Origin of the sequence: Bradyrhizobium zhengyangense, from assembly GCF_022012555.1 — a bacterium.
GTDB classification, from domain to species: Bacteria; Pseudomonadota; Alphaproteobacteria; order Rhizobiales; family Xanthobacteraceae; genus Bradyrhizobium; species Bradyrhizobium zhengyangense.
Map to the genome: position 1 here is coordinate 444489 of NZ_JAKLTZ010000001.1, position 15100 is coordinate 459588.

The window sequence follows — 15100 nt, forward strand, 5'->3', positions numbered from 1 at the left end:
GCGGGATAGGCTGTGTTAAGAGCAACAAATGGGTCGAAAGCGCACCAAGTCTGGCAAGATTCGGCTGGCGGAAGTCGCCGAGCTGGCCGGCGTCAGCCCGATCACAGCGTCCCGCTTCTTCCGCAATCCCGAGGCGCTGTCGGTCGCCAAGCGGACGCGGGTCGAAAGCGCGGCCCGGGAGCTCGGCTATGTGCCCAACCTTGCGGCACGGGCGCTGGCTTCGCAGCGCACCGAGGTGATCGGTGTCTTGATTCCGTCACTGACCAACAACGTGTTTTCCGATGTGCTCCGCGGGATCTACGATGCGTCCGAAGGCAGCCGCTATTCGATCCAGCTGTCCAACACGCGCTACTCCATTCTTCAGGAGGAGAAGCTGCTGCGCCTGTTCCTGGCGCAGAAGCCGGCGGGACTGATCGTCACGGGCATCGACCAGACCACCGAATCCCGCGCGATGCTAGAGGCGGCTGACTGCCCAATCGTGCAGATCATGGAGATTGGGCCCAATCCGGTCGACATGATGATCGGCTTTTCCCATTATGATGCAGCGCGCGCAGCAATTGCGCATTTGTTCGCACAGGGCCACCGCAGGATCGGCTTCGTAGGCGCCCGCATGGATCCCCGGGTGCAGCGCCGGCTCGACGGCTATGCCGCAGCCATGAAAGACGCCGGCCTGTTCGACCAAAGACTGATCGTGACGACGGCGACGCCGACCTCGGTGACGCTGGGTGGCGCGCTGTTTGCCGATCTGATCGCGCGCGAGCCTGACATCGACGCGGTGTTCTGCGCCAATGACGACCTTGCGCTCGGCGTTCTCTTCGAATGCCGCCGCCGCGAGATCCCGGTCCCCGATCAGATCGCAATCGTCGGCTTCAACGACCTCGAATTCATGGCCTCCTCGGTGCCGACGCTGACGAGCGTGCGGACCAACCGTTACGAGATGGGCAGCACAGCTGCCGCGATGCTGATTGAGGCGATCGAGGGAAAGCGTCCCGAAAAGCCCGTGCTCGATCTCGGCTTCACGGTCATCGAACGGCAGAGTTCACAAGCACAACGGCCGACGGCGAGCCCCCGCGCGGGTGAATGGGCGCCCGCCGTACAAAATGATAGCGTTACCAACGACCCGTGAGTAATATCCCAACGATGAGGAAATGTTCGCCAGCAGGCGGGCCGTCTTTACTTGCTCGCACTGCCGGGCAGCGCACCGATCGACATCCCAAACGTCGGCCCGTGCGTTTGCATTGAAGGAGAAACCCATGACAAAAAAGCCAACCAATGGGCACGCGCCCGCCGGCAACGGCACCCGCCGCCATCTGCGCTCGCAGGACTGGTTCAACAATCCGCATAATCCGGGCATGACCGCGCTCTATATGGAGCGCTACCTGAATTTCGGCCTCACCCGTGCCGAGCTGCAATCCGGCAAGCCGATCATCGGCATCGCCCAGACCGGCAATGACCTGTCGCCCTGCAACCGCCACCATATCGAGCTCGCCCACCGCGTCCGCGAAGGCATCCGCGAGGCCGGCGGCATTGCGATGGAGTTCCCGACCCACCCGATCCAGGAGACCGGCAAGCGCCCGACGGCGGCGCTCGACCGCAACCTGGCTTATCTCGGCCTGGTCGAGGTGCTCTACGGCTATCCGCTCGACGGCGTGGTGCTGACCACCGGTTGCGACAAGACCACGCCGGCCTGCATGATGGCCGCTGCGACTGTCAACCTGCCTGCGATCGTTCTGTCGGGTGGCCCGATGCTGAACGGCTGGCATGACGGTGAGCGCACCGGCTCCGGCACTATCGTCTGGAAGTCGCGCGAGCGGCTCGCCGCCGGCGAGATCGACTATGAAGAGTTTATGGAGATCGTGGCCTCCTCGGCCCCCTCGGTCGGCCACTGCAACACCATGGGCACGGCCTCGACCATGAATGCGCTTGCAGAAGCACTTGGCTTCTCGCTGCCGGGCTGCGCGGCGATCCCGGCGCCCTATCGCGAGCGCGGCCAGATCGCCTATGAGACGGGCAAGCGCATCGTCGATATGGTCTGGGAGGATCTGAAGCCCTCGGATTTCCTGACCCGCAAAGCGTTCGAGAACTGCATCGTGGTAAATTCGGCCATCGGCGGCTCGACCAATGCGCCGATCCACATCAACGCGCTCGCGCGCCACATCGGCGTCGAGCTCTCAATCGACGACTGGCAGAAAGTCGGTCACGACGTGCCACTGCTCGTCAACCTTCAGCCGGCCGGCTTCTATCTCGGCGAGGAATTCCATCGCTCCGGCGGAGTGCCCACCGTGATTCGCGAACTCGTGAAGCACAAGCGCATCCATGAGGACGCGCTCACCGTCAACGGCCGCGGCATCGGCGAGAACTGCGCAAGTGCGCCCAAGCCCGATCAGGATGTGATCTGGGCCTACGACAAGCCGATGGTGAAGGATGCCGGCTTCCTTGTGCTGCGCGGCAATCTGTTCGATTCCGCGATCATGAAAACCAGCGTGATCTCAAAGGAGTTCCGCGAGCGCTATCTCAGCAACCCGAAAGACCTGAACGCGTTCGAAGGACGCGCGGTCGTGTTCGAGGGGCCGGAAGATTATCATGAACGGATCGAGGATCCCGCGCTCGGGATCGACGAGCATTGCGTGCTGTTCATCCGCGGCACCGGCCCGATCGGTTACCCCGGTGGCGCCGAGGTCGTGAACATGCAGCCGCCGGCCGCGCTGATCAAACGTGGCATCCTCGCCCTGCCCTGCATCGGCGACGGCCGCCAGTCCGGCACCTCGGGCTCGCCCTCGATCCTGAATGCCTCGCCGGAAGCGGCCGCCAATGGCGGGCTCGCGATCCTCAAGACCGGGGACAAGGTCCGCATCGACCTCAACAAGGGCAGCGCCAACATCCTGATCACGGACGAGGAGCTGAAGAAGCGTCACGCCGACCTCAAGGCCGCCGGCGGCTTCAAGCATCCGCCGAACCAGACGCCGTGGCAGGAGATCTATCGCAACACCGTCGGCCAGCAATCGACCGGCGCCTGTATGGAGCTCGCCACGCGCTACCAGAACGTCGCCTCGGCGTTTGGCGTGCCGCGGGATAATCACTAGCAGCCACACCGTCATTGCGAGCGAAGCGAAGCAATCCAGAGATATCTCCGCGGAGACAGTCCTGGATTGCTTCGTCGCATCGGTGCAAAATTGCTCCGCAATTTTGTCACGAGCTCCTCGCAATGAGGTGGGGTTGGCATTCGAATGAACACATTGGAGAAAAACAACATGGCAGACCGCCTCAAGGGCAAGCGCGCCGTCATCACGGCCGCAGCGGCCGGCATCGGGCGCGCATGCGCCGTTGCGTTCGCACGTGAGGGCGCGACCGTCATCGCAACCGACATCAACGAGGCCGGCATCGCAGGCCTGACCAAGGAAGGCATCGCCGAGGTCGCCAAGCTCGACGTCCGCAACACCGCCGACGTGAACGCCTTCGCCAAGCGTGTCGGCAAGATCGACATCCTGCTCAACGCAGCCGGCTTCGTGCACCACGGCAGCATCCTGGACTGCTCGGAAGAGGATTTCGATTTCTCGTTCGACCTCAACGTCAAGTCGATGCACCGGACCATCAAGGCCTTCCTGCCCGACATGATCGCAGGCGGCGGCGGCAGCATCGTCAACATCTCGTCCTGCGCGGCGCTGCGGCCGCCGGCGAACCGCTACGTTTACAGCTCATCGAAGGCAGCGGTGTCGCTGCTGTCGCGTGCAGTGGCGCTCGACTTCATCACCAAGGGCATCCGCTGCAACTCGATCTGCCCCGGCACCGTCGAGACCCCCTCGATGCTCGACCGCGCGGCCGCGCAAGGCCCGCAGGGCAAGGAGATGTTCATCTCGCGCCAGAAGATGGGTCGGCTCGGCACGGCCGACGAAATCGCCAACATGGCGATCTATCTCGGCAGCGACGAGAGTGCCTTCACCACTGGCGTCGACCTCGTCGTTGACGGCGGCTACATGCTCTGACGTCCACCCGGATCACATCTGATGAACAAGATTGATCTCAACGATCGGGTCGCCGTCGTCACCGGCGGCGCGCAGGGCTTTGGCCGCGCCATCACCGAACGTTTCGTCGCCTCCGGCGCCCGGGTCGCGATCTGGGATTTCGACTCAGGCTTGGCCGAGAAAACCGCCAAGGACATCGGCGACAACGTTCGCGCCTTCAAGGTCGATGTCACCGACACCGCAGGCGTCGAGCAGGCCCGCGATGCGACGCTGGCCGCCTTCGGCAAGATCGATATCCTCATCAACAATGCCGGCATCGCCGGCGTCAACAAGCCGGTCTGGGAAACCGACCTCGAGGAATGGCGCAAGGTGCTGCGCATCAATCTCGACGGCCCCTTCATCGTCTGCAAGGCGATCGTGCCTGTGATGCTCGAGCAGAAATACGGGCGGATCGTGAACATCGCCTCGATCGCCGGCAAGGAAGGCAACCCGAACGCCGCGCACTATTCCGCCTCCAAGGCCGGCCTGATCGCGCTGACGAAGTCGCTCGGCAAGGAGCTCGCCGCGCATGACATTCTCGTGAATGCAGTCACGCCGGCCGCGGCCAAGACCGCGATCTTCGACCAGATGACGCAGCAGCATATCGATTTCATGCTGTCTAAGATCCCCAAAGCGCGCTTCGTGCTGGTCGAAGAGCTCGCCGCGATGGTGAGCTGGCTTGCATCTCAGGATTGTGGCTTCTCGACCGGCGCGGTCTTTGATATTTCCGGGGGACGGGCGACCTACTGAGCCATTGGCCGCCCCAAGGGGACTCCGAAGGGGCGGACCATGCAGCTCAGGCGACGCGATTTTGTGAAGCTCGCAGCGGGCGCAGGCGCGCTGTCGCTATTTTCGCATCCTGCAATCGCGCAGCTCGCGCCGAACCCGCCAAGCATCCGCCCGCCCTCGCCGGCCGAACGCGCAGCGATGGGCCGACTGGCGCAGACCTTCATGGGCAAATACGACGTGCCGGGGCTCTCCTTTGCGATCGGTTATGCCGGCGCGATCGTGCACCAGGCCGCCTTTGGCGTGGCCGATCGCGAGCAGAACGAAGCAACGACGCCGCAGCACCTGTTTCGCATCGCCAGCGTCAGCAAGATGATCACATCGGTCACGCTGTTCCGGCTGATCGAGGAGAACCGCGTCAAGCTCGGCGACCGCGTGTTCGGCCCCGGTGCGCTGCTCGGCACCGATTACGGCGCGCCGCCCACCTCGCCCGGCATCGACCAGATCACGCTCGAGCATCTCCTGACACACACCGGCGGCGGCTGGACCAACGACAACCACGATCCCATGTTCACGCATCCGCACATGGATCATGCGCAGCTGATCACCTGGACGCTGGCCAACCGGCCGCTGGACCGTCCGCCGGGCCAGCACTACGCCTACTCGAATTTCGGCTATTGCGTGCTGGGCCGGGTGATCGAGAAGCTTACCGGCCAGCGCTACGCCGAGCATGTCCGCGCCGAAGTGCTCGGCCGTTGCGGCGTCAACGACATGACGCTCGCAGGCAACACTCGCGATCAGCGCCAGGCGGGCGAAGTCGCCTATTACTGCAAGGTCGAAAGTCCCTACGAGATGAACGTCCACCGCATGGATTCCCATGGCGGCTGGATCGCGACGCCGACCGACCTCGTGCAATTCCTGATGCATGTCGACGGCTATGCACGGCCGGCGAACATTTTGCGGCCGCACACCATCCAGACGATGACATCAGCGCCGAGCTACAGCCCTGATTACGCCAAGGGTTTCTGCATCAACAAATCAGACAATTGGTGGCACAATGGCAGCCTGCCAGGCACCAGCACCATTGCGGTCAGAACCCATGGCGGCTTCTGCTGGGCCGCCTTCACCAATGTCAGCCGGCCGAACACCAACATGGATGGCGACCTCGATGAGCTCAACTGGAACATGGCGCGGCAAGTCAGCGAATGGCGGGTGGCATGATTAGAGAAGGTGGATGCCTGTGCGGCGCGGTGCGGTTCAAGGCGGAGGGCGAGCCGCTGAACGTGCGCATCTGTCACTGCCGCATGTGCCAGAAGGCGATGGGCTCGCCCTATTTCGCCCGCGCCCAGTTCGACCAGAAAATGCTGACCGTCGAGGGAGACACCGGCCGCTATAAGTCGTCCGAAGCGATCGATCGCGTGTTCTGCAAGACCTGCGGCACGCGGCTGTTCTCCTGGCGGCGCAACGGCACGCTGGCAGGCGTCGCACTCGCGACCTTCGACGACCGCAACGCTTTCGCACCGACCGAACACATCTGGGTCTCGGAAAAGCTCGTCTGGGTGAAGCTCGACGACGGCCTGACGCAATATCAGGGAACGATCCCGGCGTGATCTTAGGAGCGGCTTGAAGCAGACAGGCCGGCGGCCTCAACGCGCCGTCCAGTCGTCGTGGCGAGCCAGATCCCGGCGAACACCGCGACGATGCCGGCGGCGAGATTCCAGCGCAGCGGCTCATGCAGCAGCCAGGCGCCGACCAGCGATGCCGTGGTCGGATTGACCGTCACCGAGATCGCCACGCGCGTCGGCGTGGTCCGCTCCAACGCGAAGGCCCAGAGATAGAAGGTCAGCGCCGCACCAAATGCGCCGAGATAGAACGCCGCGAGCCATTGCGACCTGCCGAAATCTGCGATGGGTGCGAAACTGCCACGGACGCTCGAGAGCACGATGAGACAGGCAGCGCCTGCGGCCATGCTCATGGTCGTGAAGGCGATCGGGCTGGAGCGCCGGATCACCGGCTTCGACCAGATGCCGTACAGTGCCATGCACAGTGCAGCCGCCATCATCAGGAGATCACCGCGCCAGGCGCCTGATGGCGCCGAACTGAGGTCGGTGAGCAGCGCGACGGCAACACCAAGCGTCGCCACCACGACACCGATCGATTTGCGCCAGCTCAGGGCCTCGCTGCCGAGGGCGGCGCCGATCACCAGCGACAACAGCGGCAGCGTCGACAGCGCGAGCGCACCGCGCGCGGCCGTCGTGAAAATCAACGATGCATTGAACAGGATCGGAAACAGCGCGAAGAACAGGATGCCGAGCCCAATAGCAACAGCCCAGTCGCCTCGCGCCGGCCAACGATCGCCTCGCAGCAAGGTCAGCGGCAGCAGCAGCAAAAAGCCGATGCCGAACCGGAACGAGCCGATCGCCAGCGGATCGATACTGCTCACGAGATAGCGCGTCGCGCCGATCGAGGTGCCGCCCAGCGCACTCGACAGCACTGCGGCCAGAACGCCAAAAATCTCGCCCACAATTCCTCCACTCGGACAGGTCGACGAACAGCATACGGGGCGTGCCAAAACTGGGAATAGAATTTCCGTCATGCTGGGATAACGTTCCATCATGACCGCGTCCGATCTCGATCCCGATTTGCTGAGGGCTTTTCTCGCCGTCGCCGAGCATCGCTCGTTCACGCGCGCGGCCGACCAGCTCAACCGGACCCAGTCGGCGGTGAGCGTGCAGGTCAGGCGACTTGAGGAGCGGCTCGGCACAAAGCTGTTTCAGCGCAATCGCTCCGGCGTCGTGCCGACCGCGGCGGGCCAGGAGCTGCGCGCCTATGCGCAGCGAATCCTTGCCCTTCATGCCGAGGCAGTCGGTGCTCTGCATGGGCGCAAGCCGGAGGCCGTCATCCGCCTCGGCGTGATGGACGATTATGGCACGATCGTCATTCCGCCGCTGCTGGCGGACTTTGCCAAAAGCCATCCGACTGTCAGGGTCGAGGTCGAGACCGGACTGACCGCGACCATGCCGGCCCGGCTCGGCGAGGCCTATGATCTCGTTATCGCCATGCATCCGGAAGGGCGCGGCGGTGGTGAGCTGTTGCGGCGCGAGCAGGCCGTCTGGGCGGCCGCCGCCTCTTGTCGCGCCGTGGCGGAAGACACCCTGCCCGTGGCGCTCTACCCGCGCGGCTGCCTGTTCCGCCAATGGGCCACCGAGGCGCTTGATCACGCCTACCGGCCCTGGCGGCTCGCCTTTGTCAGCCGGACGCTGGCAGCGGTGGAAGCGATCGCGGCGCAGGGCCTCGCGGTCACCGTAGTGAAGGCAGGCACCCTGCCGCCTCGCCTGCGCACTCTCGGCCTGCGCGATGGTCTGCCGCCGCTGCCCGCGGCGGACATCCGCCTGCACCGCGCGCGCAAGCTGCCTCGCCCGGCGGCGCTGCTCGCCGATCATTTGCAGCGTGGCATTTCGGAACCGGCCACCCTATGTTGAGCTGAAGCGTTGCTGCACCGCCGGTTTGGCCGGGTCGTCTGCAAGGCGACAGGCACATACGGGCAAGATACGACGTGAACATTTCCTTCTATGATCTCTCCGTGTGGGTGCTGCCGCTGGTGCTCGCCATCACGTTCCATGAAGCCGCGCACGGCTTCGTGGCGCACCGGCTCGGCGACAACACCGCTTGGCAGCTCGGCCGCGTCAGCTTCAACCCGCTCCGCCATATCGACCCGTTCGGCACGCTCATTTTGCCGGCGATGCTGCTGTTCGCGCATTCGCCGTTCCTGTTCGGCTATGCCAAGCCCGTGCCGGTGAATTTTCGCAAGCTCAACAATCCGAAGATGGACATGGTCTGGGTCGCCCTCGCCGGCCCCATCACCAACATCCTGCTGGCGCTGCTCGCAGGCCTCGCGCTCCACGTTTTGCCCTGGGCGCCGGCAGGCTCAGCGCAATGGATCTTTGACAATCTCAAGAATGCGCTGCTGATCAACGCCGTGCTGGCCGTATTCAACATGATGCCGATCCCGCCGCTCGACGGCGGACGGGTCGCGGTCGGGCTGTTGCCCCGGCCGCTCGCTTTGCCCCTGTCCCGGCTCGAGCCGTTCGGCATGCTGATCCTGATCGCGCTCCTGATCCTGTTGCCGCTGGCGGGTTCCCAGTTCGGTCTAAATCTTGATGTTATTTCAGCAATACTGCGAACGTTGACCGGTTATGTGATTCAAGCTGTTCTCTTCGCTACCGGCAATGCGTAGTTGAAGCCGTACACCCGACCCTGCACTTGAAGACAAGCCTGAGGGCTAGAGGCCAACTTGGTCAAAGCTGCCGATATGCTGATCGCGCGACGCGCCGACACCCGTGCCCGCGCCGATTTCGCCACCTGGAAGATGATGGCCAAGCTGAATGGGCTGTCGGCGCTGCCACCGGATGCACAGGGCTTCCTCGATGGCTACAAGAAGCTGCTGGAGCGGATGAACGAGGACGAAGCGTCCGAGGCCACCATCGCCGAGGTCTATAAATCCTACTATCTGGAGATGGGCGGCGGTGGAAACCCGCCCGACGTCCGCACCCGGCCGGCCGAACCGGCAAAGGACAATGTTACCGCTTTCCGGCGCCCGGCCCCCAAACCGAAAAAGGCCAGCTTCTTCGGGGCGACGACGGTCGGGGGAACGCAGAAGCGCCCCCTGCCGGTGGCGTTGATCTTTGCGTGCTTGGTCGTGGTCTATGTCGGGATCAAGTTCTACTGGCGCTGACGGCCACGCCGCTATTTCGACGGCTTCTTGAAATTCACCGGCAGGCTAAAGGCGAACTGGTCATCCGTCAGCTCAGCCGGCGGAACCGGCACCGGATCCGAGCGACGCACCATTGAAATGGCCGCATCGTCGAAGGCGGGGTCCCCTGAGGACTCCGCGACATTGACGGACACGACATTGCCGCGCCGGTTCAGGACCAGGCTGAGCTTGACCGTCGTCGTCTTGCTCTTCTCCTTGGGGTAGCGCTTGTGAATCTCGAAATAGGCACTGATCCGCTTGCCCCATTCGGCCGTCAGCTTGCGGATGTCCTTGCCGATGCCCTGATGGGGGGCGGCCGCCTTCTCGCCCTCGCGCGCGTCCTCGTTCAGCGCCTGCCTGGCCGATTCCTGGGCGTTCGGCATCTCCTCGACCGCCTGCGTTTCGACCTTGGCCACCTCCGTGGTGTCCTCGACCGGCTTCTTGGAGTCGTTCTCGGTAACCAGGCGGTCCGGGTCCTCGGCTTCCTGGGGGATATCCTTCGGCAGATCGGTCTCTTTCACCTCGGCCTGCTGCTGCATCTGCTGCGGCTGGTACTGCGAGGCTTCGCTGTCCGGGCCAGGCGGCAGATCGGTCTCGGGGAGCTTTGGCGAGGTCATTTCGACGGCGTATTCCGCGCCGTTGGCGCCGAGACCATCGTCAGCGTCATCAGGGCGAAGGTTCGCCAGCGCCAGCGCGGCCCCGCCAATGTGCAGGCCAATCGCCGCAACAGCGGCCAGGATCCACAACGGCCGCGAGGATTTCGCCTCGAACACAGGGTCGGTCATCGCGCCGCCATCAGGGTTGGACTGCCCCTTGCGCCGGCCCGGCCGCCGCAGGAGGTGCCTCGAGCGCCACCAGCTTGATCCGAGAATAGCCGCCGGATCGCAGGATTTCCATGACGCCCATCAACTCGCCGTACGGCACGGCCTTGTCGGCACGCAGGAACACGTATTTGTCCTTGCTCATGTCGGCGATGGCGTCGAGCGAACTGACGAGGTCGGTCCGCTTGACCGGATTTTCGCCGATCGCGAGCGTCAGATCGGGCTTGATGCTGACATAGGTCGGCTTGTCCGGCTTCTTCTGCGGGGTCGCACTTGATGTCGGCAGATCGATCGGCAGGTCGACCGTCGACAACGGGGCTGCGACCATGAAGATGATCAGCAGCACCAGAATGACGTCGATGAACGGCGTGACGTTGATGTCATGCGTTTCCGAGAAATCGTCGTCGTCATCGTTGTCGGTGAGCGAAACGGCCATGGCTTACTCCGCCGCGCGCGAATGCGCGCTGCCATGGCTGCGGTCGAGATCGCGCGACAACAGCCGTGCCGAGGCTCCCGAGGCCCGGCTGACGAGCTCGAGATAGCCCTTCGTCACGCGCGAGAAGTAATTGTAGATGATGACGGCGGGAATAGCGGCGACGAGACCGATGGCGGTCGCGAGCAGCGCCTCTGCGATGCCGGGGGCAACCACAGCAAGATTCGTCGTCTGCGACTTCGAGATGCCGATGAAACTGTTCATGATGCCCCACACGGTGCCGAACAGACCGACAAACGGCGACGTCGAACCGATGGTCGCAAGCACACCCATACCGACGCGGATGCGGCGCGCTTCCGCGCGCACGATCTCGGCGAAGCTCGAGGCTGCGCGCTCCTTGATGCCGATGTCGCTGGACAGGCCGGCGGACATCCGCGCCTCACGAAGCGCCGCCGCCAGGAAGGACGGCAGGATGCCCTGCCTTGTACCGAGCGCCATCTGGGCTTCCGCGAGCGAGCGCGCCTCCGCAATCTTCTTCAGCGCCGAGCGAAGCTTGGCGGAGGCCATCGACAGCTCGATCGATTTCGCGATGAACACCGTCCAGGTCACGAGCGAGGCAAAGGCAAGCCCGATCATCACCGCCTTCACGATGATGTCCGCCGACATGAACATCACCCAGGGCGACAATTCCTTCATGGCCGGCGCGATGGCCGCCTTCGGCGCTGCCTCGGGCGCCGGGGCGATGGCAGCCTCGGTCGCGGGGCCGCTGGGCATCGCGGCCACCGGCGCAGCCGCCGTGGGGGCCACGGTCGACGGCGCCGCAACAACGCTTGGTTGCGCCGCAGTAGCGGGAGTAGCCGGCGCCGGCGAGGCCGTCACAGGTGCAGGCGCTGCGGGAAGAGCCTGCGCCGCCTGGGGTTGCGTCTGGGCAGAAACCGGCGCTCCGAGCCAGGTGGCCGTCAGCAGCGCGGCTGCAGCGAGGCTTTTGTGGAAAGATGCGATCTTCATACTTCGGCCCAGCTGCGAATGAGGTTGTGATAGATACCCGTCAATTTGACCGTTTCGGGATCGTCGCGCCCGAGCCTTTCCACCAACGCCTGAATCGCGGTGTCGAGGTCAAAGATCATGCTGCGGGCTTGATCGTCCCGTATCATGCTCTGAAGCCAGAAGAAAGACGCAACCCGCGCCCCCCTCGTCACCGGGGTGACCAGATGCAGGCTGGTCGAGGGATAGAGCACGCAGTCCCCGGCTGGCAACTTCACTTCGTGCGAACCGTAGGTGTCCTCGATCACAAGTTCGCCACCGTCGTAATCCTCGGGTTCGCTCAGGAATAGCGTGACCGACAGATCTGTGCGGATGCGAAGACCGGTCAGGCGGTCGCCGCGGATGGCGTTGTCGACATGCAGGCCGAAATGGTGACCGCTGTCCGCCGCATAGCGGTTGAACAGCGGCGGAAAGATCTGGAGCGGGATTGCGGCGGCCAGAAATCGCGGGTTCGCCGTCAGCGCCGAGATGATGCGATGGCCGAGCTTGCGCGCGACCTCGCTGTCCGGCGGCAACTGCTCGTTGCGCTTGACCATGGCCGACTGCGCGCCCGCGGTGGAACGGCCGTCTTCCCATTCGCTGGCGTCCATGATGCGACGGAATTCCGCCACATCATCCTTGTTCAGCACGCCTTCTATGCATGTCAGCATGGCAGCTCATGTCTCCGTCAGTAGCGCGCCGAGATCACCACGTAAGCGGCGCGTCCGGGTGCTTCGAGCACGAAGGGCGCGGCGCTCTGGTACAGCGCGTCGTAGTAGCGCTTGTCGAAGATGTTGTTGACGAACAGCTTCAGGCGCCAGTTCTTGTTGATCTTGGCTTCCGCGAACGCATCGAACCGCCAGTAGCTTGGGATTGACGTGCCCTGATTGGCCGCGAGCAATGTGCCGCCATAGATCTTCGAGCGGTACACCGCCTGCCCGCCCAACTCCCAGGTGTCGTTGAGCTGGTACTTCGAGAGCAGGCTGAACGACTGGTGCGCGATGTTGGCGAGCGGCCGCCCGACGTTCGAGGCATAGAGTGTCGTATTGGCCGGCGGCGCGAGCGACTTCGTCACCTCCGACTGCATCAGCACGAGGCCTCCAAACACGCTCCACTTATCGGTGATCTTGCCGCCGACGCCGAGATCGATACCGCGGACGCGATAAGCCGCCCCCGCCGTGATGCAGGATACGGTGGTTGCCGGAGCCACCGGAGCATAGGTGCAGCCAAGCGCCGCGGCGGCGACGGTGCTTCCGACGTTCTGCGCCTCGCGCGCGTTCTCCTTGGTCGTCTGGAACAGTGCTGCGGTCAGAAGCAGGTGGCGATCGAACAACTCCCATTTGGTACCGAGCTCAATCGCCTTGTTCTTCTCGGGCCCGAAGATCTGGTTGTTGCCGCCGGCCAAATTCGGATTGATGCCGCCATAGGCGGTGCTGGTACCGTCGAACTCCGCGCCCACGGGGTTCGCCGAGGTCGCATAGGCCACATAGACGCTGCCGTTGGGCAGCGGCTTCAGCGTGAGGCCGAGGTTGTAGTCCGGAACCAGGAATTCCGCGCTCTGCTGCCCGAAAGCACCCGCCGCCGTGAAGGCCGACGTCTTGATGCTGTAATCGTCATAGCGGAAGCCGCCGTTGAGAATGAGGACGTCACGATAATTCGCGCTGTCCACGACGTAGCCGCTGATCGTTTCGATTCCAATCTTGGTCGGCCTGCCGGTCAAGCCTCCCGGTATCGGGAAGGGATTGTCGGTGGCCTGCGGATAAAACACGCTGACCCCGGACGTCGATCCCGAACCGGTGAAAGGCGTTGTCCCCGTCGTGATCTCCGAGCCAAGCCCGGTGTAAGTGTCGATTGACGATCGCTCATTGTCGTATTCGATGCCCGCAAGCAACGTATGCTTGAAGCCGGCATAATCGTCGAACTTGTACGTGGCCTCGGTCTGGTTGGCGAACACGTCCGTGGCCTGGTACCGGCTCTGCGGGTTGGCGCTCAAAGTATAGGCCGTGAATGGAGCGCCTGTGGCCAGCGTCGGCGATTCCGGCAGTGTGCCGATGTAGTTCTGCGTCGAATGCGATTCCCGGATCTTGTTGGTGAGCAACAGATCGGGCGTGACCTGGACTTCGGCATTGATCGTGCCTATGTCCTGGCCGGTCCGGTAGAAGTCGCGGTTGACGAAGCCGTAGAAATTATTCCGGTTGACGCCGAAATCCGGGAAAGGACCGCCTGATGTCGACGACGTACTCGGTCGATAGTACGGCACACCGAAATCGGGAATGCCGGTCAGTTCGGTGTGAATGTAATTGCCTGATATCTTGATGGCGTCGGTCGGCTTCCAGGTCGTGGCGACGAAGGCGCCATCGCGATTGTCTTTGACCCGGTCCCGCCCCGCAACGTCGGCATCCTGGAACAAGCCACCGGCACGAACGGCGAGCGACGGATTGATCACCTGGTTGACGTCGAGCGTAACACGCTTGGTCTGGTCGGTGCCAAACGTCGTGTCCATGTTATAGAAGCTCTTCTCGGTCACGGCCTGCTTGGTGACGATGTTGATGGCGCCACCCGCCGTGCCGCGGCCCGCGAAGGACGACGCGGGACCGCGCAGGATCTCGACCTGCTCGGTGAAGAAGTTCTCACGCACGCTTACGCCGGAATCGCGCACGCCGTCGATGAAGACGTCGTTGCGGGCATCGAAGCCGCGGATAAAGAAGCGATCACCGAAGGCGTTGCCGCCCTCGCCAGTGCCGAGCGTCACGCCGGCCGTGCTCAGGATCGCCTGCTTCAGCGTTGTGGCGCCCTTGTCCTCGAGCACTTCCTTGCTGAGCACCGTGATCGACTTCGGCGTATCGACCAGCTTCTCCGGAAACTTGCCGCCGGCCTGGACGTGATCGACCTTGTAGGGCGCAGCGGGATCCGCATAGGGATTGCGGTCGGGCGACGGTGCGGCTGCATCGACGACCGGAGCCACTGCAGCCTGCTGACGTTGCGCGGCACGCCGCAACGCGTTGCGGGCGCGGACCTGATCAGGCGTCGGTTTCGCGGTGGTGGAGCGTGGCCGTTCCTTGGGTGCGTCGACGTTGACAGGCGGCAGACTTGTTTGCTGCGCTTGTGCTGCGCTCGATACGGAGGCGACTGCGATCAGGCTTGCAACGGTGGAAACAGTCCTGCCGGCCGCACCATCGAAATTGCCGACCAATGCTTGCCGTGCCGCGGTCGAACGCAACGACCGCGGAGCCCTTGCCATGCCCATCCTACGCCCCATTCCATTGCTGCAGTGTGTCGCACCGTGACAGTGCGACACACTGGTCGTATCGAGCGGGGCAGTGAGGGTCAACGCAGTCACGGC

At 63.8% G+C, this 15100-nt stretch carries 15 protein-coding genes; 9 read left to right on the top strand and 6 right to left on the bottom strand.

The genetic code is table 11. The features are described from left to right. Nucleotides 1–28: 28 nt before the first annotated feature. From gntR to L6639_RS02255, 6 genes are all read left to right on the top strand, one after another. Nucleotides 29–1126 (top strand): HTH-type transcriptional regulator GntR, encoded by a 1098-nt coding sequence (gene gntR, locus L6639_RS02230; RefSeq protein WP_237858582.1) that lies wholly within the window; start codon nucleotides 29–31, stop codon nucleotides 1124–1126. A 127-nt stretch (nucleotides 1127–1253) separates the two neighbouring features. Continuing rightward, nucleotides 1254–3083 carry an IlvD/Edd family dehydratase gene (locus L6639_RS02235; protein ID WP_237858583.1) on the top strand — a complete coding sequence of 610 codons (1830 nt, stop codon included), beginning with the start codon at nucleotides 1254–1256 and terminating at the stop codon, nucleotides 3081–3083. A gap of 168 nt (nucleotides 3084–3251) precedes the next feature. After that, a complete protein-coding gene (locus tag L6639_RS02240) occupies nucleotides 3252–3983 on the top strand; it encodes an SDR family oxidoreductase (RefSeq protein ID WP_237858584.1) in 732 nt (243 codons plus the stop codon). Nucleotides 3984–4004: 21 nt separating this feature from the next. Continuing rightward, nucleotides 4005–4751, top strand: a complete 747-nt coding sequence (locus L6639_RS02245) for an SDR family NAD(P)-dependent oxidoreductase (protein ID WP_237858585.1) — start codon at nucleotides 4005–4007, stop codon at nucleotides 4749–4751. Nucleotides 4752–4790: 39 nt separating this feature from the next. Beyond that, nucleotides 4791–5948 carry a serine hydrolase domain-containing protein gene (locus L6639_RS02250; RefSeq protein ID WP_237858587.1) on the top strand — a complete coding sequence of 386 codons (1158 nt, stop codon included), beginning with the start codon at nucleotides 4791–4793 and terminating at the stop codon, nucleotides 5946–5948. Further along, nucleotides 5945–6337 carry a GFA family protein gene (locus L6639_RS02255; protein ID WP_237858589.1) on the top strand — a complete coding sequence of 131 codons (393 nt, stop codon included), beginning with the start codon at nucleotides 5945–5947 and terminating at the stop codon, nucleotides 6335–6337. The genes L6639_RS02250 and L6639_RS02255 overlap by 4 nt, the downstream gene beginning before the upstream one ends. A gap of 2 nt (nucleotides 6338–6339) precedes the next feature. Here the strand turns inward: L6639_RS02255 and L6639_RS02260 are convergent, their stop codons facing one another. Beyond that, entirely contained in the window at nucleotides 6340–7251 is a 912-nt protein-coding gene (locus L6639_RS02260; RefSeq protein WP_237858590.1) for a DMT family transporter, read from the bottom strand. Between the two features lie 91 nt (nucleotides 7252–7342). Between L6639_RS02260 and L6639_RS02265 the strand changes: the two genes are divergently transcribed. The 3 genes from L6639_RS02265 to L6639_RS02275 all read left to right on the top strand — a co-directional run bounded on the left by L6639_RS02265 (nucleotide 7343) and on the right by L6639_RS02275 (nucleotide 9462). Then, a complete protein-coding gene (locus tag L6639_RS02265) occupies nucleotides 7343–8209 on the top strand; it encodes a LysR family transcriptional regulator (RefSeq protein WP_237858591.1) in 867 nt (288 codons plus the stop codon). 74 nt (nucleotides 8210–8283) lie between these two features. After that, a complete protein-coding gene (locus L6639_RS02270; protein WP_237858592.1) occupies nucleotides 8284–8964 on the top strand; it encodes a site-2 protease family protein in 681 nt (226 codons plus the stop codon). A 75-nt stretch (nucleotides 8965–9039) separates the two neighbouring features. Beyond that, complete coding sequence (locus L6639_RS02275; protein ID WP_237858593.1) at nucleotides 9040–9462, top strand: hypothetical protein; 423 nt, start codon at nucleotides 9040–9042, stop codon at nucleotides 9460–9462. Nucleotides 9463–9473: 11 nt separating this feature from the next. On the opposite strand, the gene L6639_RS02280 is transcribed toward L6639_RS02275, so the two are convergent. The 5 genes from L6639_RS02280 to L6639_RS02300 are packed head-to-tail and all read right to left on the bottom strand — an operon-like array spanning nucleotide 9474 to nucleotide 15004. Next, nucleotides 9474–10265, bottom strand: coding sequence for an energy transducer TonB (locus tag L6639_RS02280; protein WP_237858594.1), 792 nt, complete (start codon nucleotides 10263–10265; stop codon nucleotides 9474–9476). A 10-nt stretch (nucleotides 10266–10275) separates the two neighbouring features. Then, on the bottom strand, nucleotides 10276–10737 hold the full coding sequence (gene exbD, locus L6639_RS02285) for a TonB system transport protein ExbD (protein WP_237858595.1): 462 nt from the start codon (nucleotides 10735–10737) through the stop codon (nucleotides 10276–10278). 3 nt (nucleotides 10738–10740) lie between these two features. Next, complete coding sequence (gene exbB / locus L6639_RS02290) at nucleotides 10741–11742, bottom strand: tonB-system energizer ExbB (protein WP_237858597.1); 1002 nt, start codon at nucleotides 11740–11742, stop codon at nucleotides 10741–10743. Continuing rightward, nucleotides 11739–12428, bottom strand: coding sequence for a Fe2+-dependent dioxygenase (locus L6639_RS02295; RefSeq protein WP_237858599.1), 690 nt, complete (start codon nucleotides 12426–12428; stop codon nucleotides 11739–11741). Before L6639_RS02295 ends, exbB begins: the two co-directional genes overlap by 4 nt. A gap of 17 nt (nucleotides 12429–12445) precedes the next feature. Next, complete coding sequence (locus L6639_RS02300) at nucleotides 12446–15004, bottom strand: TonB-dependent receptor (protein WP_237859401.1); 2559 nt, start codon at nucleotides 15002–15004, stop codon at nucleotides 12446–12448. Nucleotides 15005–15100 lie beyond the last annotated feature (96 nt).